This is a genomic window from Citrobacter sp. Marseille-Q6884 (genome assembly GCF_945906775.1).
Taxonomy (GTDB): Bacteria; Pseudomonadota; Gammaproteobacteria; order Enterobacterales; family Enterobacteriaceae; genus Citrobacter.
This window is the reverse complement of sequence record NZ_CAMDRE010000001.1, coordinates 544,114-562,523: the sequence shown is the minus strand read 5'-3', so window position 1 is coordinate 562,523 and position 18,410 is coordinate 544,114. Positions and strand designations below refer to the sequence as shown.

The following is an 18,410-nucleotide window of genomic DNA, read 5'->3' as shown; positions in this document are numbered from 1 at the left end:
ACACGCAATCGATCGTCATCACAAAATTACTTGCTGATAAACCACACAAAATCAGTGTTAATATATTGTTGCGCATGATAATTGTTTGTTTGAAATTGTTTAAATATAAATTCATTTAATGTTTCTTTACAAACAAATAAGGCAAAAAAATGTGATGCATAACGTTATTTAATGAAGGTAATAATTAAAATATAATTATATTTGATAAGTTACTCATTAAATTTAATCGCCATGTTGCCTGATAATTACGCTGTAATTGCTTGAAATATCACCTTTCACGATCTTTAGAAATAGCCAATAAAGTTGGCATGTTATCGCCATAAAAATTCGTTATCCCCCCATCTTTTTTTGATTAAAATCAGGATAAAGTGAGATCGGAATTTCGCATGTATCTGAATTTAAAGTGTTTTATTGTTTTATAATAATCTTGCAAAATGTAAGGCAAGGGGATTTGTGAGTGGTCGCACATATCCTCGTGTACTTAATTTGATACACTTCCTGCCGTCAACAAAGTAATTAGCGCAGGTCGATATGAATACGATTACTCTCCCTAAAACACAGCATTTAGTGGTCTTTCAGGAAGTCATTAGGAGTGGTTCTATCGGTTCGGCTGCAAAAGAATTAGGATTAACTCAACCCGCTGTCAGCAAAATCATAAATGATGTTGAGGCTTATTTTGGGATTGAGTTAGTGGTACGTAAAAATACCGGCGTGACATTGACTCAGGCGGGTCAGGTGATGCTCTCATGGTCTGAATCCATTACCCGTGAAATGAAAAATATGGTTGATGAGATGAACAGCATGACGAGCAATGCGGTTGTCGATGTGTCGTTTGGCTTCCCGTCACTGATTGCCTTTACCATCATGTCCGGCATGATTAAGAAGTTTAAAGAGGTGTTCCCGAAAGCGCAGGTTTCCATGTATGAGGCTCAGCTTTCCTCTTTCTTACCTGCTGTTCGTGACGGGCGTCTGGATTTCGCCATCGGAACGTTGAGTGATGAGATGAAACTGCACGATCTGCATGTGGAGCCGCTCTTTGAGTCAGAGTTCGTGCTGGTGGCCAGTAAGTCCCGAACATGCACCGGCATCACCACGCTGAAAGCGTTGAAAAACGAACAGTGGGTGTTGCCACAAACGAATATGGGTTACTACAGCGAACTTCTTACTACGTTACAAAAAAATGGCATCAGCAGTGAAAACATCGTTAAAACCGACTCCGTCGTCACGATTTATAATCTTGTTCTCAATGCTGATTTCTTAACAGTAATTCCCTGTGATATGACCACTCCATTTGGTTCAAACCAGTTTATTACTATTCCGGTAGAAGAGGCCTTACCGGTCGCGCGATATGCCGCCGTATGGTCGAAAAATTATCGAATAAAAAAAGCAGCATCAATTTTGGTGGAGTTAGCCAAAGAATATTCATCATATAATTGCCATCGACGAAAGCAATTAATTGAAATTGATTAAAGATTAAAAATTTTTAATACGGAATAAACGCCATCTGTCTATATCAGACGTTGGTTACGGTAATCTATTTACTTTAATACCCAGGTAAGAGGTTCTAATGCACATTACATACGATCTCCCGGTTGCAATTGAAGATATCCTCGAAGCGAAAAAAAGACTGGCGGGGAAAATTTATAAAACTGGAATGCCTCGCTCTAACTATTTTAGTGAACGTTGCAAAGGGGAAATTTTCCTCAAGTTCGAAAACATGCAGCGTACTGGCTCATTTAAAATCCGTGGCGCCTTTAATAAGCTCAGTTCATTAACTGAAGCAGAAAGACTTAAAGGCGTGGTGGCTTGCTCTGCAGGTAACCATGCGCAAGGGGTTTCTCTCTCCTGCGCTATGCTCGGTATCGACGGTAAAGTGGTGATGCCGAAAGGCGCGCCGAAGTCTAAAGTAGCAGCAACCTGCGACTACTCTGCAGAAGTTGTCCTGCACGGTGATAACTTCAACGACACAATCGCTAAGGTCAGCGAGATTGTGGAAACTGAAGGCCGTATCTTTATTCCTCCTTATGATGATCCGAAAGTCATTGCAGGCCAGGGCACCATTGGTCTGGAAATTCTGGAAGATCTGTACGATGTCGATAACGTGATTGTGCCCATTGGTGGTGGTGGTCTGATTGCTGGTATTGCAGTCGCTATTAAATCAATCAATCCGACGATTAAAATTATTGGTGTTCAGTCTGAAAACGTTCACGGCATGGCGGCTTCTTTCCACGCTGGAGAAATAACCACGCATCGAACGACCGGCACCCTGGCGGATGGTTGTGACGTCTCCCGCCCGGGTAATTTAACCTATGAAATCGTTCGTGAATTGGTCGATGACATTGTCCTGGTTAGCGAAGAGGAAATTCGCAACAGTATGGTGGCATTAATTCAGCGAAATAAAGTTGTGACTGAAGGTGCCGGTGCTCTGGCATGTGCAGCATTATTAAGCGGGAAATTAGATAGCTATATCCAGAACAGAAAAACAGTCAGCATTATTTCTGGCGGTAATATCGATCTTTCTCGTGTATCCCAAATTACTGGTTTAGTTGACGCTTAATATTTCGTTGAGGATAGGATATGAGTACTACTGATAGCATTGTATCCAGCCAGACAAAACAATCGTCCTGGCGCAAATCGGACACCACCTGGACACTGGGTTTATTTGGTACGGCCATCGGCGCAGGGGTGCTGTTCTTCCCTATCCGCGCAGGTTTTGGCGGGCTGATCCCCATTCTGTTGATGCTGGTGTTAGCGTACCCCATCGCGTTCTATTGCCACCGTGCACTGGCACGCCTGTGTCTTTCCGGTTCTAACCCTTCCGGTAACATCACAGAAACGGTTGAAGAGCACTTTGGTAAAACGGGTGGCGTGGTTATCACGTTCCTTTACTTCTTTGCGATTTGCCCACTGCTGTGGATTTATGGCGTCACCATTACCAACACCTTTATGACCTTCTGGGAAAACCAGTTGCAGATGCCAGCGCTTAACCGTGGCTTCGTAGCACTGTTCCTGCTGCTGTTGATGGCATTCGTCATCTACTTTGGTAAGGACCTGATGGTTAAAGTGATGAGCTACCTGGTATGGCCGTTTATTGCCAGCCTGGTGTTGATTTCTCTGTCACTGATCCCTTACTGGAACTCTGCGGTTATTCAGCAGGTTGACCTCAGTAATATCGCACTGACCGGTCATGACGGCATCCTGGTTACCGTGTGGCTGGGTATTTCCATCATGGTGTTCTCTTTCAACTTCTCTCCAATCGTTTCTTCCTTCGTGGTTTCTAAACGTGAAGAGTATGAGAAAGATTTCGGTCGTGAGTTTACCGAGCAGAAATGTTCCAAGATCATCTCCCGCGCCAGTATGCTGATGGTTGCCGTGGTTATGTTCTTCGCCTTTAGCTGCCTGTTCACACTGTCTCCGGCAAACATGGCGGAAGCGAAAGCGCAGAACATCCCGGTGCTGTCTTACCTGGCTAACCACTTCGCGTCACTGTCTGGTACGAAATCGGCCTTTGCGACCGTTCTGGAATACGCGGCATCTATCATCGCACTGGTTGCTATCTTCAAATCTTTCTTCGGCCACTACCTGGGCACACTGGAAGGTCTGAACGGTCTGGTACTGAAGTTCGGTTACAAAGGCGATAAAACCAAAGTATCTGCTGGCAAACTTAACACCATCAGCATGATCTTCATCATGGGCTCCACCTGGGTTGTTGCTTACGCCAACCCGAACATTCTGGACCTGATTGAAGCAATGGGTGCACCAATTATCGCTTCTCTGCTCTGCCTGTTGCCGATGTACGCCATCCGTAAAGCGCCATCACTGGCGAAATACCGTGGCCGTCTGGATAACGTGTTTGTTACCGTGATTGGTTTGCTGACCATCCTGAACATTGTCTACAAACTGTTTTAATTCGTAAGCTCAGGATGAGCGGAGTAGTGAAATGAATGAGTTTCCGGTAGTACTGGTTATTAACTGCGGTTCATCTTCAATTAAATTCTCAGTGCTGGATGCAGCAAACTGTGAAGTTTTAATGGCGGGAATTGCGGACGGTATTAATTCTGAAAATGCGTTCATAGCGATTAATGGAGGAGAGCCAGCTAAGCTGGCTCACCACAGCTACGAAGATGCATTAAAAGCAATTGCAGTAGAACTGGAGAACCGTAATTTAATGGACAGCGTGGCCTTAATTGGCCACCGCATTGCCCACGGCGGCAGTATCTTTACGGAATCAGCGATAATTACTGATGAAGTTATCGACAATATTCGCAAAGTATCTCCATTAGCACCGTTACATAATTATGCGAACCTGAGCGGCATTGAATCCGCACAGCATCTATTCCCAGGCCGGCAGCAGGTGGCCGTGTTTGACACCAGCTTCCACCAGACGATGGCACCTGAAGCCTATCTGTACGGGTTACCGTGGAAATATTTCGAAGAGCTGGGTGTTCGCCGTTATGGCTTCCATGGTACGTCACACCGCTATGTTTCACAGCGTGCGCATGAGTTGCTCGACCTGCACGAAGATGATTCTGGTTTGGTTGTCGCCCATCTTGGAAACGGTGCTTCCATCTGTGCAGTCCGTAACGGGCAAAGCGTTGATACCTCAATGGGTATGACGCCGCTGGAAGGGCTGATGATGGGTACGCGTAGCGGTGATGTGGACTTCGGCGCAATGGCGTGGATTGCCAGCGAAACCAACCAGACGCTGAGCGACCTTGAGCGTGTTGTGAATAAAGAGTCCGGCTTACTGGGTATTTCCGGTTTGTCCTCTGATTTACGTACGCTGGAGAAAGCCTGGCACGAAGGACACGAACGTGCGCAACTGGCGATTAAAACCTTTGTGCACCGTATTGCACGCCATATCGCCGGCCATGCCGCATCGTTACATCGTCTTGATGGAATTATTTTCACCGGTGGAATTGGTGAGAACTCAGTATTAATTCGCCGCCTGGTCATTGAACATCTGGCTGTATTAGGTGTGAATATCGACAGCGATATGAATAGTCTGCCGAATTCCCATGGCGAAAGAATTATCTCCGCGAAAGACGCGCGTGTTGTTTGTGCGGTAATTCCCACAAACGAAGAGAAAATGATTGCTCGTGATGCCATTCAGTTAGGCAAAATTAATACACCAGCGGAATTTGCATAATTAATTTTCAGTAGAGAGATTATTTTTCATGAAGGTAAATATCGATACCAGCGATATGCTGTATGCCGAAGCCTGGAATGGCTTTAAAGGTACGGACTGGAAAGAAGAAATTAATGTCCGTGATTTTATTCAGCATAACTACACGCCTTATGAAGGGGATGAATCTTTCCTCGCCGAAGCAACACCAGCGACCACCGCATTGTGGGAAAAGGTGATGGCGGGCATCCGTATTGAAAACTCGACGCATGCGCCGGTTGATTTCGATACCAATATTGCAACGACGATTACCGCGCACGATGCCGGTTATATTGAACAAGAACTGGAAAAGATCGTCGGTCTGCAAACGGATAAACCGCTCAAACGTGCTCTGCACCCGTTTGGCGGCATCAACATGATCAAAAGCTCTTTTGAGGCTTATGGTCGTGAGATGGATGCGGATTTTGAATATCAGTTTACTGAACTGCGTAAAACCCATAACCAGGGTGTATTCGACGCCTATTCCCCGGATATGCTGCGTTGCCGTAAATCCGGTGTGCTGACCGGACTGCCGGACGGTTATGGTCGTGGCCGCATCATCGGCGACTACCGCCGCGTTGCGCTGTATGGCATCCGCTATCTGGTGCGTGAGCGTGAACTGCAGTTCGCCGATCTCCAGTCAAACCTGGAGTGGGGACAGAATCTTGAAGCGACGATTCGTCTGCGTGAAGAGCTGTCTGAACATCGTCGCGCACTGCTGCAAATGCAGGAAATGGCGGCGAAATACGGTTGTGATATCTCCCGCCCGGCGCGTAATGCGCAGGAAGCCGTGCAGTGGGTTTACTTTGCCTATCTGGCCGCGGTGAAATCCCAGAACGGCGGTGCAATGTCTCTGGGTCGTACCGCATCGTTCCTCGATATCTACATTGAGCGCGACTTCAAAGCCGGAATTTTAAACGAGCAGCAGGCGCAGGAACTGATCGACCACTTCATCATGAAGATCCGCATGGTGCGCTTCCTGCGTACGCCGGAATTCGACACCCTGTTCTCTGGCGATCCTATCTGGGCAACGGAAGTCATTGGTGGGATGGGGCTGGACGGCCGCACGCTGGTCACGAAAAACTCGTTCCGTTACCTGCACACGCTGCACACCATGGGACCGGCGCCTGAGCCAAACCTGACGGTGCTGTGGTCTGAAGGGCTGCCGATTGCTTTCAAAAAATATGCCGCGCAGGTGTCTATCGTCACCTCGTCTTTGCAGTATGAAAACGATGATCTGATGCGTGCCGACTTTGACAGCGATGACTACGCTATCGCCTGCTGTGTTAGCCCGATGGTTATCGGCAAGCAAATGCAGTTCTTTGGCGCACGCGCCAACCTCGCCAAAACGTTGCTGTACGCAATCAACGGTGGTGTGGATGAGAAGCTGAAAATCCAGGTCGGTCCGAAAACCGCGCCGCTGATGGATGATGTGCTGGATTACGACACGGTGATGGAGAGCCTGGACCATTTTATGGACTGGCTGGCGGTACAGTACATCAGCGCGCTGAACATCATTCACTACATGCACGACAAGTACAGCTACGAAGCCTCTCTGATGGCGCTGCACGATCGTGATGTTTATCGGACGATGGCATGCGGCATGGCGGGTCTCTCCGTTGCGGCGGATTCTCTGTCGGCGATCAAATATGCCCGCGTGAAACCGATTCGTGATGAAAACGGCCTGGCCGTCGATTTCGAAATTGAAGGCGACTACCCGCAGTACGGTAACAATGACGAGCGAGTAGACAGCATTGCCTGCGACCTGGTTGAACGCTTTATGAAGAAAATTAAAGTGTTGCCGACCTATCGTAACGCGGTACCGACGCAGTCCATTCTGACCATCACCTCTAACGTGGTGTATGGACAGAAAACCGGTAACACGCCGGATGGACGTCGGGCAGGTACACCGTTTGCACCAGGGGCGAACCCAATGCACGGCCGTGACCGCAAAGGTGCTGTCGCATCGTTAACTTCCGTGGCCAAACTGCCGTTCACCTATGCCAAAGACGGTATCTCGTACACCTTCTCGATTGTGCCAGCTGCGCTGGGTAAAGAAGATAGTGTGCGTAAAACCAACCTGGTAGGGCTGTTGGATGGTTACTTCCACCATGAAGCTCATGTGGAAGGCGGTCAGCATCTGAACGTTAACGTCATGAACCGCGAAATGCTGATGGATGCGATTGAGCACCCGGAAAACTATCCGAACCTGACTATCCGTGTGTCTGGCTATGCGGTGCGCTTCAATGCGCTTACCCGCGAACAGCAGCAGGATGTCATTTCACGTACTTTCACCCAGGCGCTTTGACGCCGGAGGGGCTATGAGAAAAATTATTGCAACCGAATGTGCGCCGGGAGCCATTGGGCCTTACGTACAAGGTGTGGATCTGGGCAGCATGGTGCTGACATCAGGTCAAATCCCGGTGTGTCCGCAGACGGGTGAAGTGGCAGAAGACGTGGCCGATCAGGCGCGTCAGAGCCTGGAAAACGTGAAAGCGATCGTCGAGTCCGCAGGTCTGAAAGTGAGCGATATCGTGAAGACCACGGTTTTTGTTTCTGACCTGAACGATTTCGCCACCATTAACCAGGTGTACCAGCAGTTCTTTGATGAGCATAAGGCAATCTATCCTACACGCAGCTGCGTACAGGTCGCCCGCTTACCGAAGGATGTGAAGCTGGAGATTGAAGCCATCGCCGTACGTGGTGACACGTTGTAATCCCCCCGCGGGGCGATCGTCAGGATCGCCCCGATTCCTTTAATGAGTGTGAAACCTGGTCTTCACTGAACGGCAATCCGAGGGTGTGGATATGATTAGCGCATTCGATATTTTTAAGATTGGCATTGGACCTTCCAGCTCCCATACCGTGGGGCCAATGAATGCAGGTAAAAGCTTTATCGACCAACTGGTCAGTTCTGGTGAATTACGTCAGACCACGCGTATTGTGGTCGATCTTTATGGATCGCTTTCCCTGACCGGCAAAGGTCATGCGACCGACGTCGCGATCATGATGGGGCTGGCAGGTAATAGCCCGCAAAACGTGCATATTGACGCTATTGCCGGTTTTATTCAGGATGTCACCCGCACTGGCCGCTTGCCGGTCGCAGAGGGGACGCATATCGTCGATTTCCCTCCTGCTGAGAACATTCTCTTCCATAGCGAAATGCTTCCACGCCATGAAAATGGAATGCGGATCACCGCGTGGAACGGCGAGGAGTCGCTGTTAAGTAAAACCTATTACTCTGTCGGCGGTGGTTTTATCGTTGAAGAGGAACATTTTGGCCAGGCGCACGATGTCGAAACACGTGTACCGTACAACTTTCATTCTGCCAGCGAGTTGCTGAAACTGTGTGAGCGAAACGGGCTTTCGGTTTCCGGCCTGATGATGCAAAACGAGCTGGCGATGCGCAGTAAAGAGGAAATTGATGCGGGTTTTGCCAGTATCTGGGACGTCATGCACGCCGGTATCGAGCGCGGCATGAACACCGAAGGCGTATTGCCTGGCCCGCTGAATGTGCCGCGCCGCGCCGTAGCGTTACGTCGGTTACTGGTTTCCAGCGATAACTTGTCCAGCGATCCGATGAATGTCATCGACTGGATCAATATGTTCGCACTGGCAGTGAGTGAGGAAAACGCGGCCGGAGGGCGAGTGGTAACCGCGCCGACGAACGGTGCCTGTGGGATTATCCCGGCAGTACTGGCCTATTACGACAAGTTCCGTCGTCCGGTTAATGCGAATTCGATTGCCCGCTATTTACTGGCAGCAGGGGCGATAGGCGCGCTGTATAAGATGAATGCCTCAATTTCTGGCGCCGAAGTGGGTTGCCAGGGTGAGATTGGTGTAGCCTGTTCAATGGCTGCCGCCGGGCTGACCGAATTACTGGGGGGTAGCCCGTCACAGGTCTGTATTGCCGCGGAAATCGCGATGGAGCATAACCTGGGATTAACCTGCGATCCGGTGGCTGGCCAGGTGCAGATTCCGTGCATTGAACGTAATGCCATCAACGCGGTAAAAGCCGTCAACGCTGCACGTATGGCGCTGCGACGGACGTCCGAGCCACGTGTCTCGCTCGATAAAGTGATCGAAACGATGTACGAAACGGGCAAAGATATGAACGATAAATACCGTGAAACCTCACGCGGCGGCCTGGCGATCAAAGTGGTGTGTACCTGAGGCAAAGCGGCTAACCCGGTGGCACAACGCCATCCGGGTTTGTCATCCCTGTCGGTTGGATAAGGCAAAAACACCCAGATTCCGCAATGAGTTAACCATGTAGACATGACAAAAAGGTGCACTTCGGTGCACCTTTTTTTGTTGTGATCGCCTTCAAAAACAGAAAATGAATATTCTTTTATTTATTTTTGTAGAAAATAATTCTTAACTTTTAGAAATTACAGGGGTTTGTTTGTGAAGTTTTTCTCTGAACCCGAGCGTATGATTTCTGCATTCCAATAGTTCGCCTGCATCTTGAATGCTGCATATCGCCTTGAAGCAGCACAAAAAAAATAAAAAACCTCTACCTACACATTGAGCGAAAAATTATGGCAACGGCAACGAATAACAGCGTAGTACTCGACGCATCCGCTCCGGCGCGTCGGGCGGGGATGACGGAAAGCGAATGGCAAGAAGCCATTAAGTTCGACAGTACGGACACCGGCTGGGTCATCATGAGTATCGGGATGGCGATTGGCGCAGGGATTGTTTTCCTGCCCGTTCAGGTGGGCCTGATGGGGCTGTGGGTATTCCTGCTCTCCTCTATTATCGGTTATCCCGCCATGTACTTGTTTCAGCGTTTGTTTATCAACACGCTGGCTGAGTCCCCTGAGTGTAAAGATTACCCGAGCGTTATCAGCGGCTATTTGGGTAAAAACTGGGGCATCCTGTTAGGCGCACTCTACTTTGTGATGCTGGTTATCTGGATGTTCGTCTATTCCACCGCAATCACTAACGATAGCGCCTCTTATCTGCATACGTTTGGCGTGACGGAAGGTTTACTGTCAGACAGCCCGTTCTATGGCCTGGTGCTGATTTGCATCCTGGTTGCCATCTCGTCACGCGGCGAAAAAATGCTGTTTAAAATCTCCACCGGTATGGTGCTGACCAAGCTGCTGGTGGTCGCGGCACTGGGCGTATCGATGGTGGGAATGTGGCATTTGTATAACGCGGGTTCACTGCCGCCGATGGCGCTGTTGATCAAGAATGCCATCATTACCCTGCCGTTCACGCTGACCTCAATTCTGTTTATTCAGACACTGAGCCCGATGGTTATTTCATACCGTTCTCGTGAAAAATCCATTGAAGTGGCGCGTCATAAAGCCCTGCGCGCGATGAACATCGCGTTCGGTATTCTGTTTGTCACCGTCTTTTTCTATGCAGTCTCCTTCACTCTGGCGATGGGGCATGAAGAAGCGGTGAAAGCATATGAGCAAAATATTTCCGCCCTGGCGATTGCCGCGCAGTTTATCAGTGGTGATGGTGCGGGCTGGGTAAAAATCGTCAGCGTAATCCTGAATATCTTCGCCGTTATGACTGCATTCTTCGGTGTTTATCTGGGCTTTCGTGAAGCGACTCAGGGAATTGTGATGAACCTGCTGCGCCGCAAAATGCCCGCAGAGAAGATCAACGAAACCCTCGTTCAGCGCGGCATCATGGTCTTCGCCATCTTACTGGCCTGGAGCGCAATTGTGCTCAATGCGCCGGTACTGAGCTTCACCTCAATTTGTAGCCCAATCTTCGGCATGGTGGGGTGTTTAATCCCGGCCTGGCTGGTCTACAAAGTTCCTGCACTGCACAAATATAAAGGCGCATCTCTGTATCTGATCATCATCACAGGCCTGCTGTTGTGCGTTTCTCCGTTCCTGGCATTTTCTTGAGATATCTGAGTAAAGGTCGTTGTTATGTTTGAGACTACATTGAATCCATTATGGGATAGTTTTATCCGCGCGGTGCAGGAAGAAGTAAAACCTGCACTGGGCTGCACCGAACCTATCTCCCTGGCTCTGGCCGCTGCTGTGGCATCTGCTGAGTTGAACGGCGCGGTTGAACGCATTGATGCGTGGGTATCACCGAATCTGATGAAAAACGGCATGGGCGTGACCGTGCCGGGTACGGGAATGGTGGGGCTACCCGTAGCCGCTGCGCTGGGTGCGTTGGGGGGAAATCCCCGTGCGGGCCTGGAAGTGCTGAAAGATGCGTCTGCGGAGGCGATTGCCAGCGCTAAAGCGATGCTGGAGAGCGGCAAGGTTGCCGTGATGCTGCAGCAGCCTTGCGAGGATATTCTTTTCTCTCGTGCGAAGGTTTACAGCGCGCAAGGGTGGGCGTGCGTCACTATCGTTGGCGGTCACACCAACATTGTGCGCATCGAGACGCACAACGGTGTGGTGTTTACCCACCAAGAGCATGATCAGGATGAAGAACAGGTATCGCCATTAGCAGTGTTATCTCACACTTCGCTGGAAGAGATTCTGGCGTTTGTGAATGCGGTACCTTTTGAGTCGATTCGCTTTATTCTGGATGCGGCAAAACTGAATGGCGCCTTGTCTCAGGAAGGATTACGCGGCAACTGGGGACTACACATCGGTGCGACGCTGGAGAAGCAGTGCGCGCGGGGTTTGTTGTCCAATGACCTCTCCACTGCCATTCTAATCCGTACCAGTGCAGCATCGGATGCACGTATGGGCGGGGCGACGCTGCCGGCGATGAGCAACTCCGGCTCCGGTAATCAGGGTATCACCGCCACGGTTCCGGTCATGGTGGTGGCAGAACATTTTGGCGCGGATGATGAGAAGCTGGCGCGTGCGCTGATGTTATCTCACCTGAGTGCGATCTATATCCATCATCAGCTTCCGCGTTTATCGGCGTTGTGTGCGGCAACAACAGCGGCAATGGGTGCTGCGGCAGGTATGGCATGGGTCGTGGATGGCCGTTACAACACCATCGCGATGGCCATCAGCAGCATGATTGGCGATGTGAGTGGGATGATTTGCGATGGCGCGTCAAACAGCTGTGCAATGAAAGTCTCTACCAGCGCTTCGGCGGCGTGGAAGGCGGTGCTCATGGCGCTGGACGATACCGCAGTAACGGGTAATGAAGGGATTGTGGCGCATAACGTAGAGCAATCTATCTCTAACTTGTGTGCGCTGGCGTGTCGTTCGATGCAGGAAACCGACAAGCAGATCATTGAGATTATGGCCAGTAAAGCACATTAACCGTATGGGCCGGATAAGACACGTTAGTGTCGCTATCCGGCTGTTTGGGTTTTATCCGATGCCGCCTTATTGGGCGGCATCTTCTTCTGTCAGCCGGATCTCGGCTTCGGTAACAATCGCTTCCAGTTCCGTCAGCATTTCTTCATACCCGAAGGTGGTGACGACTTCCTGTATTTTGGGCTCAGCCTTCGGCTGGCGTTTTTTTGACGATTTCTTGCTCATCGTCGCACTCCCTTGTTTTTCCTGACTATACGGGCAAATCTATCAGCAAAGCGCGCAGCGGCGTATCGGCGACTAACGTTATGTTAGCTTCGTCACGAATAAATGCGCCATCGCCGCAGGTCAGCGCTTCTTTCTCTGCGCCAGACGTCACCGCATGGAAGGTGCCGTGGATCGACTGCAAATAGGCTCGCGGGCCATGTAGCTGAAAACTCAGCGATTCACCTTGTTTCAGTTCAACATGATGCACCCAAACCTGCTGGCGAAGATGCAGGCTACCCTGTTCACCGTCCGGTGAGGCGATGAGCTGATGTTTGCCTGCGGTCAGTGTGGTTTTCTGCACACATGCATTTTCCCGTTGTGGGCAGGCATCCAGCCACAATTGCATTCTGGTCAATGGTTTATCTTTGCTGAGATTGTGCTCGCTGTAGCTTATACCAGGTTGTGTGGCGAGCAGTAAGACCTCACCTGCTTTGGCCTGAACGTGGTTGCCTTCGCTGTCGCGGTATTCTGCTTCCCCTTCAAGGATCAGATTGACAATATCCACCTTTGGATAGGTACGTGGCTGGAAAGAAGCCCCCGGCGCCAGAACTTCCTGGTTCAGAACACGCAGTGAGGCATAACCCAGCAATTTCGGATCAAAGTAGTGTCCAAAGGAGAAGGTATAACGGGCCTGCAGCCAGCCGTAGTCTGCCTGTCCGCACTGTTTGGCTGTTCGGGTAGTAATCATAATTCTTGACCTCTCTTTACTTCCTTTTATGTTAAATGGCTGGACGCTGCATTGTTAGCCAGATATTCTGCCCGGTATGTTCAAATTTCCTGAATGAGAACGAGATGGCCAAAGAAAGGGCTTTAACGCTGGAAGCGTTACGCGTCATGGACGCAATAGATCGACGCGGTAGCTTTGCCGCAGCGGCGGACGAACTGGGGCGCGTACCTTCTGCACTCAGCTATACCATGCAGAAACTGGAAGAAGAGCTGGACGTCGTGCTGTTTGACCGTTCAGGCCACCGTACAAAATTCACCAACGTAGGGCGCATGCTGCTGGAACGGGGTCGCGTGTTACTGGAAGCCGCAGACAAGCTGACTACCGATGCGGAAGCGCTGGCTCGTGGTTGGGAAACGCACCTGACGATTGTCACCGAAGCGCTGGTGCCAACGGCGGCGTTCTTCCCACTTATCGACCGGCTCGCCGGGAAGGCGAATACCCAACTTTCGGTGATCACCGAAGTGCTGGCAGGGGCATGGGAGCGTCTGGAGCAGGGAAGAGCGGATATCGTGATCGCCCCGGATATGCATTTTCGCTCATCATCAGAAATCAATTCCCGCAAGCTGTACACGCTGATGAACGTCTATGTTGCGGCACCGGATCACCCGATTCATCAGGAGCCTGAACCGTTGTCGGAAGTGACTCGCGTCAAATACCGCGGTATTGCTGTGGCGGATACCGCCCGTGAGCGACCGGTGCTGACCGTTCAACTGCTGGATAAACAACCGCGGTTGACGGTGAGTTCAATAGAGGACAAGCGGCAGGCATTGCTGGCCGGGTTGGGCGTGGCGACAATGCCTTACCCGCTGGTTGAAGACGATATTGCGGCAGGCCGACTGCGCGTGGTTAGCCCGGAATCCACGAACGAAATTGATATCATCATGGCCTGGCGACGTGACAGCATGGGTGAGGCAAAATCCTGGTGTTTACGGGAAATACCGAAGCTGTTTGCCGGAAAATAATAGCATGCGCCCCTTCAAACGATGGGGCGCATGTGAATTCAGGACAGGCTTTTAGGGTCGGCGCCGAACCGGTTGTTACCCGGCGTGCCGTTTTGACAGTTGAAAAGGATGATTATCAACCAGCCGACGATGGGGATCAGTAACACTAACAGCCACCATGCCGATCGATCGGTGTCATGCAAACGGCGAAACTGCACCGCCCACCATGGGATAAAGACCAGAACCCCATAAATCGTCGTTAATATGCCTTCTCCCCCGGCACGTTGCCAGCCAAACATTCTGTCCAGAACGCCCAGTACGAACGTAAAGATGATGTTGACCAGAACAAACATCCAGTACTCTTTGCGGCGCGCACGGCCGCCAAAACCAAAGTAGTTCTTTAATACGTTTAAATACCAATCCATTTTTGCCTCGTTCTGCGTTCAATTACTTGTTTTTAAAGCAATCAAAATAAGAATAGCTGTGATTGGTACGCGGGTAAATATTTGCAGTGTTAATTAATAAGGCACCCTGAAGGGTGCCTGTGTAAATTATGCGAAACGGCTATCGCGTCCGTGGGGCTCGTCGAGATCTTGCCATGGCCCGATAGAAATAATGCCGGTCGGGTTAATGGTTTTGTGACTACGGAAGTAGTGATTACGGATATGATCAAAATTGACGGTATCTGCAATGCCCGGCATCTGGTAGATATCGCGCAGGAAACCGTAAAGATTCAGATAGTCGCTAATACGGTGTTTGTCGCACTTAAAGTGGGTGACATAGACCGGATCAAAGCGCACCAGCGTTGTCCACAGGCGAATATCAGCCTCTGTTAACTGGTTGCCGGTCAGATAGCGATGCTGACCCAGGATCTGCTCCAGACGCGCCAGAGAAACAAAGACTTTTTCGACAGCGTCGTCGTAGGCTTCCTGGCTGGTGGCAAATCCGGCTTTATAGACGCCATTATTGACGTTGTCGTAAATCCAACTATTCAGCTCGTCAATTTTACCTTGCAGCGCCGGCGGGTAGTAATCCCCGGCTTTTGCACCCTGCGCATCAAACGCCGTGTTAAACATGCGGATGATTTCCGCGGATTCGTTGCTGACAATCGTGTGATTTTTTTTGTCCCACAGCACCGGAACGGTGACCCGGCCACTGTAATGCGGATCGGCATGCAAATAGAGTTGGTAGAGGAACTCGTGCTGGTAGAGCGTATCGCCCGTTGCTGCCGGGAAATCATCGTCAAACGTCCAGCCGTTTTCCAGCATCAGTGGATTCACGACGGAAACAGAGATAAACGATTCCAGCCCTTTGAGCTTACGCATGATCAGTGTACGGTGCGCCCAGGGACAGGCAAGTGACACGTAGAGGTGATACCGATCTTTTTCGGCGGCAAAGCCACCTTCGCCAGTTGGACCCGGCGCGCCATCAGCGGTGAGCCAGTTACGGAAAGCCGATGCAGAACGTTGAAATTTTCCCCCGGTAGATTTGGTGTCATACCAGGTGTCATGCCAGACGCCATCAATCAGTTGTCCCATTTTTTCTCTCCATCAGATAGCAAAAGCGAGGAGATGCCTCCTCGCTTTTTGATTCGTTTAGTATAGCTTGCTTACCACTTTTTATTCAGCGCACGGTCAATGCTGAATGCGCCAGGACCGGTGATAGCCAGCAGCAGGAAGCCGCCTGCGATGGTCAGGTTTTTCATGAACATCAGTGAGTTCATCCCTTCCGCAAAGTTGCTGTGGAAGATGAACGCTGTCAGCACGGTGAAGCCAGCGGTGAACAGTGCGGTAGTACGGGTCAGGAAGCCGAACAAAATGGCCAGACCGCCGCCGAACTCAAGCAGAATAACCAGCGGCAACATAAATCCAGGGACGCCCATGGCTTCCATGTACTGTTGGGTACCCGCATATCCGGTGATTTTTCCCCAACCTGCAGAAATAAACAGGATTGGCATCAGAATGCGCGCTACCAGTACACCAACATCTTCTAATTTTTTCATCGTACTCTCCACGAAACCACCCAGGCGGCTTATTTTGTTTTTTGTGCAACAACGCTGAATAGCGCGTCGTTGCTGTCGATGGAGAGAATCATAAACGTGGAGAATGACAATTGTTAGCAAGGAAAACTGTCAGTAATTTTCAAAAAATTTGAGGAAAGAGGATACACAGGGACGGGATCAGGGGGCTAACCGCGCAACTGCTGCTGCCGGATTGTGGCTTTCACCAGTCGCCAGACGCTCCAGATGCTAAATCCACGTTTGGCCCAGCGCACGAGCAGATTCGGGTTGCGAATAGTGCGAATCGCCATGATGCTGCTGCCGACCAACACCCAGGAACGCAGATTGAGTAGCGTGTTCCAGCCACGATCGTATGCGCCGGTTGCCTCCAGCCAGTCTCGACGCGTGGCAGACAGATCCAGCCGTTGCTGCTGGATCTGGCCAAGCAGCAGCGCCTTACGTTTTTGACGTTCGACTTTACTGCTCATTATGCATCATCCTCCAGACTCTGCCGGTCACTGGCCAGTTCGTGGCGCGTATGCCGCAACAACGTTGATTTACGGGCTTTACGTAACGTCCATATACCGCCAAGGAGTGCCAGAAGTAACAGCACAACGGTGGTGGCAATCATTGCGTTGAGGCGATACTGAGGATCAATGGCCCAGATGATAAGCACCATCAGGCTCATCAAGCCGAAAGCCGCAAAAAGCATGGTCAACCCCAGCATCAGCATAAGCTGAATAAGGTTGGCTTTTTCCTCTTCCAGTTCAACGACGGCCAACCGCAGTCGGGTCTCCACTATCTCAACGAGAATAGTGAGGATCCGCTGCCCGATACCCAGTACGCTTTTGCCCGGGCCTTGTGCGTGTTGAGAGTCAGCCATTGTTAGCGGCGCGACAACAGAACACCCAGTACCACACCGACCGCCGCGCCAATACCGACACCGGTCCACGGGTTTTCGCGCACGTAGTTATCTGCCCGGGCTGCGGCTTCGCGGGTCTGTTTGGCAATGACATCGCTGGTTTCACCCAGGCGATTGCGGCTCTCTTTCAGCGCACGTTCGGCTTTACTGCGGATTTTACTCAGCTCTTCTTTCGACTTATCACCAGAAGAGCTCAGTACCTCTTCAAGCGTATCCGCAAGGGATTTCAGCTCAGCACGCAGGTGTTCCGTAGCATTATCTTTAGACATAGTTTTCTCCAGGTGAGTGGGTAGTTACCGTACTTAGTAATCGCGGGTCTCGAGTTTTTTTAGCTCATTCTGAGCTTCAGCAAGCTTACGTTCGCGTTTTGCAATTTTATCCGCATCGCCTTTTTGCTTCGCTTCAGTTAAATCACGTTGACGCTCAGCAATCTCATCTTTCTGTTCTGCGATTTTTTTCTGATGGTCGGCTCGCAATTTGCTGTCAGAACAATTTGCCCGAACTTCGCTCAGCGCTTTGTTCAGCCCGTTGATGCGGCTCTGATTATTGTGCTTTTCGGCATAACTAATCTCCCGCTGAATATCTTGTTCTTTTTCCTGACAGAGGGTGTTGGCGTAAGAGCCGGCACTGAGAGCGAAAAGGGTAATTGCTAAAGCGACGTGGTATTTCATTCTTGAACCTTCCATTGTGTTTCGCCCCGGTTACGTTGGGGTCGTTGCTCCAGGTAATAAAGCATGAGTCATAAACCCAGTTTATTAATCATAGGCTCTAAACGGCGAAATCACCAAAGTGAGTGATCTAATTCAGATTCCTGGAAGTTAACCAAAACGATGCGGGTTATCGCGTAAGCGAGATAACCACTGTACCGTCTGATTGTTATCGTCCTGTTGAGCGATAACGAAGCCGTGCGGTAACGTTTTGTCCAGCACGACCTTCGCTGCGGCGCTTTGTGCGCTGGAATCAAAGGTGATGAGCAGCGCATCTTTTTGGGGGGTGATACTTTTAAAGCGAATGCCGTTGGCATCCAGATGGTGCCAGATAGAGAAGCCGTCTGGCATGCTGACGCCCTGGTTAACCGCGCGAATAGCCAGTGTTGACTCCTGCTCGCGAATGGCTGACCAGGTCAGAATGAGCCCGCCGACAAACAGGAGAAAGGTGGTCGTCCAGGCCAGCCGTCGGAGTGTTATG

20 protein-coding genes are annotated in these 18,410 nt (G+C 50.5%); 10 read left to right on the top strand and 10 right to left on the bottom strand.

Features of this window, described 5'->3' with window-relative positions:
• The first annotated feature begins 531 nt into the window (after positions 1-531).
• From tdcA to N7268_RS02545, 9 genes are all read left to right on the top strand, one after another.
• The gene (gene tdcA, locus N7268_RS02585; protein WP_260861708.1) at positions 532-1,470 is read left to right on the top strand and encodes a transcriptional regulator TdcA; all 939 of its coding nucleotides are present in this window, start codon (positions 532-534) and stop codon (positions 1,468-1,470) included.
• A gap of 97 nt (positions 1,471-1,567) precedes the next feature.
• On the top strand, positions 1,568-2,557 hold the full coding sequence (tdcB, locus tag N7268_RS02580) for a bifunctional threonine ammonia-lyase/L-serine ammonia-lyase TdcB (RefSeq protein WP_198905642.1): 990 nt from the start codon (positions 1,568-1,570) through the stop codon (positions 2,555-2,557).
• A gap of 20 nt (positions 2,558-2,577) precedes the next feature.
• On the top strand, positions 2,578-3,909 hold the full coding sequence (tdcC, locus tag N7268_RS02575) for a threonine/serine transporter TdcC (RefSeq protein WP_260861707.1): 1,332 nt from the start codon (positions 2,578-2,580) through the stop codon (positions 3,907-3,909).
• Positions 3,910-3,940: 31 nt separating this feature from the next.
• Entirely contained in the window at positions 3,941-5,149 is a 1,209-nt protein-coding gene (tdcD, locus tag N7268_RS02570; RefSeq protein ID WP_260861706.1) for a propionate kinase, read from the top strand.
• 28 nt (positions 5,150-5,177) lie between these two features.
• Positions 5,178-7,472: a 2-ketobutyrate formate-lyase/pyruvate formate-lyase gene (tdcE, locus tag N7268_RS02565; protein ID WP_260861705.1), complete on the top strand. Its 2,295-nt coding sequence runs from the start codon at positions 5,178-5,180 to the stop codon at positions 7,470-7,472.
• A gap of 13 nt (positions 7,473-7,485) precedes the next feature.
• The gene (locus N7268_RS02560) at positions 7,486-7,881 is read left to right on the top strand and encodes an enamine/imine deaminase (protein WP_260861704.1); all 396 of its coding nucleotides are present in this window, start codon (positions 7,486-7,488) and stop codon (positions 7,879-7,881) included.
• Between the two features lie 91 nt (positions 7,882-7,972).
• The gene (gene tdcG, locus N7268_RS02555) at positions 7,973-9,337 is read left to right on the top strand and encodes an L-serine ammonia-lyase (RefSeq protein ID WP_260861703.1); all 1,365 of its coding nucleotides are present in this window, start codon (positions 7,973-7,975) and stop codon (positions 9,335-9,337) included.
• Positions 9,338-9,705: 368 nt separating this feature from the next.
• Entirely contained in the window at positions 9,706-11,037 is a 1,332-nt protein-coding gene (locus N7268_RS02550) for an amino acid permease (RefSeq protein ID WP_260861702.1), read from the top strand.
• Positions 11,038-11,061: 24 nt separating this feature from the next.
• Positions 11,062-12,372: a serine dehydratase subunit alpha family protein gene (locus N7268_RS02545; protein ID WP_260861701.1), complete on the top strand. Its 1,311-nt coding sequence runs from the start codon at positions 11,062-11,064 to the stop codon at positions 12,370-12,372.
• Between the two features lie 66 nt (positions 12,373-12,438).
• Here N7268_RS02545 and N7268_RS02540 read toward each other — a convergent pair whose 3' ends face one another.
• Positions 12,439-12,594, bottom strand: coding sequence for a hypothetical protein (locus N7268_RS02540; protein ID WP_260861700.1), 156 nt, complete (start codon positions 12,592-12,594; stop codon positions 12,439-12,441).
• A gap of 25 nt (positions 12,595-12,619) precedes the next feature.
• Positions 12,620-13,321, bottom strand: a complete 702-nt coding sequence (locus tag N7268_RS02535; protein WP_260861699.1) for a pirin family protein — start codon at positions 13,319-13,321, stop codon at positions 12,620-12,622.
• A 104-nt stretch (positions 13,322-13,425) separates the two neighbouring features.
• Between N7268_RS02535 and yhaJ the strand changes: the two genes are divergently transcribed.
• Positions 13,426-14,322: a DNA-binding transcriptional regulator YhaJ gene (gene yhaJ, locus N7268_RS02530; protein ID WP_260861698.1), complete on the top strand. Its 897-nt coding sequence runs from the start codon at positions 13,426-13,428 to the stop codon at positions 14,320-14,322.
• A 38-nt stretch (positions 14,323-14,360) separates the two neighbouring features.
• Here yhaJ and N7268_RS02525 read toward each other — a convergent pair whose 3' ends face one another.
• The 8 genes from N7268_RS02525 to mzrA all read right to left on the bottom strand — a co-directional run bounded on the left by N7268_RS02525 (position 14,361) and on the right by mzrA (position 18,409).
• Positions 14,361-14,726: a DUF805 domain-containing protein gene (locus N7268_RS02525; RefSeq protein ID WP_198905656.1), complete on the bottom strand. Its 366-nt coding sequence runs from the start codon at positions 14,724-14,726 to the stop codon at positions 14,361-14,363.
• Between the two features lie 126 nt (positions 14,727-14,852).
• On the bottom strand, positions 14,853-15,839 hold the full coding sequence (yqjG, locus tag N7268_RS02520; protein ID WP_260861697.1) for a glutathionyl-hydroquinone reductase YqjG: 987 nt from the start codon (positions 15,837-15,839) through the stop codon (positions 14,853-14,855).
• A gap of 71 nt (positions 15,840-15,910) precedes the next feature.
• Positions 15,911-16,303 (bottom strand): DoxX family protein, encoded by a 393-nt coding sequence (locus tag N7268_RS02515; RefSeq protein WP_260861696.1) that lies wholly within the window; start codon positions 16,301-16,303, stop codon positions 15,911-15,913.
• Positions 16,304-16,488: 185 nt separating this feature from the next.
• Positions 16,489-16,788, bottom strand: a complete 300-nt coding sequence (locus N7268_RS02510) for a YqjK-like family protein (RefSeq protein WP_198905659.1) — start codon at positions 16,786-16,788, stop codon at positions 16,489-16,491.
• Positions 16,788-17,183, bottom strand: coding sequence for a phage holin family protein (locus tag N7268_RS02505; RefSeq protein WP_260861695.1), 396 nt, complete (start codon positions 17,181-17,183; stop codon positions 16,788-16,790). Before N7268_RS02505 ends, N7268_RS02510 begins: the two co-directional genes overlap by 1 nt.
• 2 nt (positions 17,184-17,185) lie before the next feature.
• Positions 17,186-17,491, bottom strand: a complete 306-nt coding sequence (locus tag N7268_RS02500) for a YqjD family protein (protein WP_045447881.1) — start codon at positions 17,489-17,491, stop codon at positions 17,186-17,188.
• A gap of 33 nt (positions 17,492-17,524) precedes the next feature.
• Positions 17,525-17,893 carry a DUF1090 domain-containing protein gene (locus tag N7268_RS02495; protein ID WP_260861694.1) on the bottom strand — a complete coding sequence of 123 codons (369 nt, stop codon included), beginning with the start codon at positions 17,891-17,893 and terminating at the stop codon, positions 17,525-17,527.
• A 147-nt stretch (positions 17,894-18,040) separates the two neighbouring features.
• Positions 18,041-18,409, bottom strand: a complete 369-nt coding sequence (gene mzrA / locus N7268_RS02490; RefSeq protein WP_198906357.1) for an EnvZ/OmpR regulon moderator MzrA — start codon at positions 18,407-18,409, stop codon at positions 18,041-18,043.
• Between the last annotated feature and the right edge of the window lies 1 nt (position 18,410).

Coding starts and splice junctions, on each gene's coding strand:
- tdcA (WP_260861708.1), top strand. CDS start 532: ATGAATACGATTACTCTCCCTAAAACACAGCATTTAGTGGTCTTTCAG.
- tdcB (WP_198905642.1), top strand. CDS start 1,568: ATGCACATTACATACGATCTCCCGGTTGCAATTGAAGATATCCTCGAA.
- tdcC (WP_260861707.1), top strand. CDS start 2,578: ATGAGTACTACTGATAGCATTGTATCCAGCCAGACAAAACAATCGTCC.
- tdcD (WP_260861706.1), top strand. CDS start 3,941: ATGAATGAGTTTCCGGTAGTACTGGTTATTAACTGCGGTTCATCTTCA.
- tdcE (WP_260861705.1), top strand. CDS start 5,178: ATGAAGGTAAATATCGATACCAGCGATATGCTGTATGCCGAAGCCTGG.
- N7268_RS02560 (WP_260861704.1), top strand. CDS start 7,486: ATGAGAAAAATTATTGCAACCGAATGTGCGCCGGGAGCCATTGGGCCT.
- tdcG (WP_260861703.1), top strand. CDS start 7,973: ATGATTAGCGCATTCGATATTTTTAAGATTGGCATTGGACCTTCCAGC.
- N7268_RS02550 (WP_260861702.1), top strand. CDS start 9,706: ATGGCAACGGCAACGAATAACAGCGTAGTACTCGACGCATCCGCTCCG.
- N7268_RS02545 (WP_260861701.1), top strand. CDS start 11,062: ATGTTTGAGACTACATTGAATCCATTATGGGATAGTTTTATCCGCGCG.
- N7268_RS02540 (WP_260861700.1), bottom strand. CDS start 12,594: ATGAGCAAGAAATCGTCAAAAAAACGCCAGCCGAAGGCTGAGCCCAAA.
- N7268_RS02535 (WP_260861699.1), bottom strand. CDS start 13,321: ATGATTACTACCCGAACAGCCAAACAGTGCGGACAGGCAGACTACGGC.
- yhaJ (WP_260861698.1), top strand. CDS start 13,426: ATGGCCAAAGAAAGGGCTTTAACGCTGGAAGCGTTACGCGTCATGGAC.
- N7268_RS02525 (WP_198905656.1), bottom strand. CDS start 14,726: ATGGATTGGTATTTAAACGTATTAAAGAACTACTTTGGTTTTGGCGGC.
- yqjG (WP_260861697.1), bottom strand. CDS start 15,839: ATGGGACAACTGATTGATGGCGTCTGGCATGACACCTGGTATGACACC.
- N7268_RS02515 (WP_260861696.1), bottom strand. CDS start 16,303: ATGAAAAAATTAGAAGATGTTGGTGTACTGGTAGCGCGCATTCTGATG.
- N7268_RS02510 (WP_198905659.1), bottom strand. CDS start 16,788: ATGAGCAGTAAAGTCGAACGTCAAAAACGTAAGGCGCTGCTGCTTGGC.
- N7268_RS02505 (WP_260861695.1), bottom strand. CDS start 17,183: ATGGCTGACTCTCAACACGCACAAGGCCCGGGCAAAAGCGTACTGGGT.
- N7268_RS02500 (WP_045447881.1), bottom strand. CDS start 17,491: ATGTCTAAAGATAATGCTACGGAACACCTGCGTGCTGAGCTGAAATCC.
- N7268_RS02495 (WP_260861694.1), bottom strand. CDS start 17,893: ATGAAATACCACGTCGCTTTAGCAATTACCCTTTTCGCTCTCAGTGCC.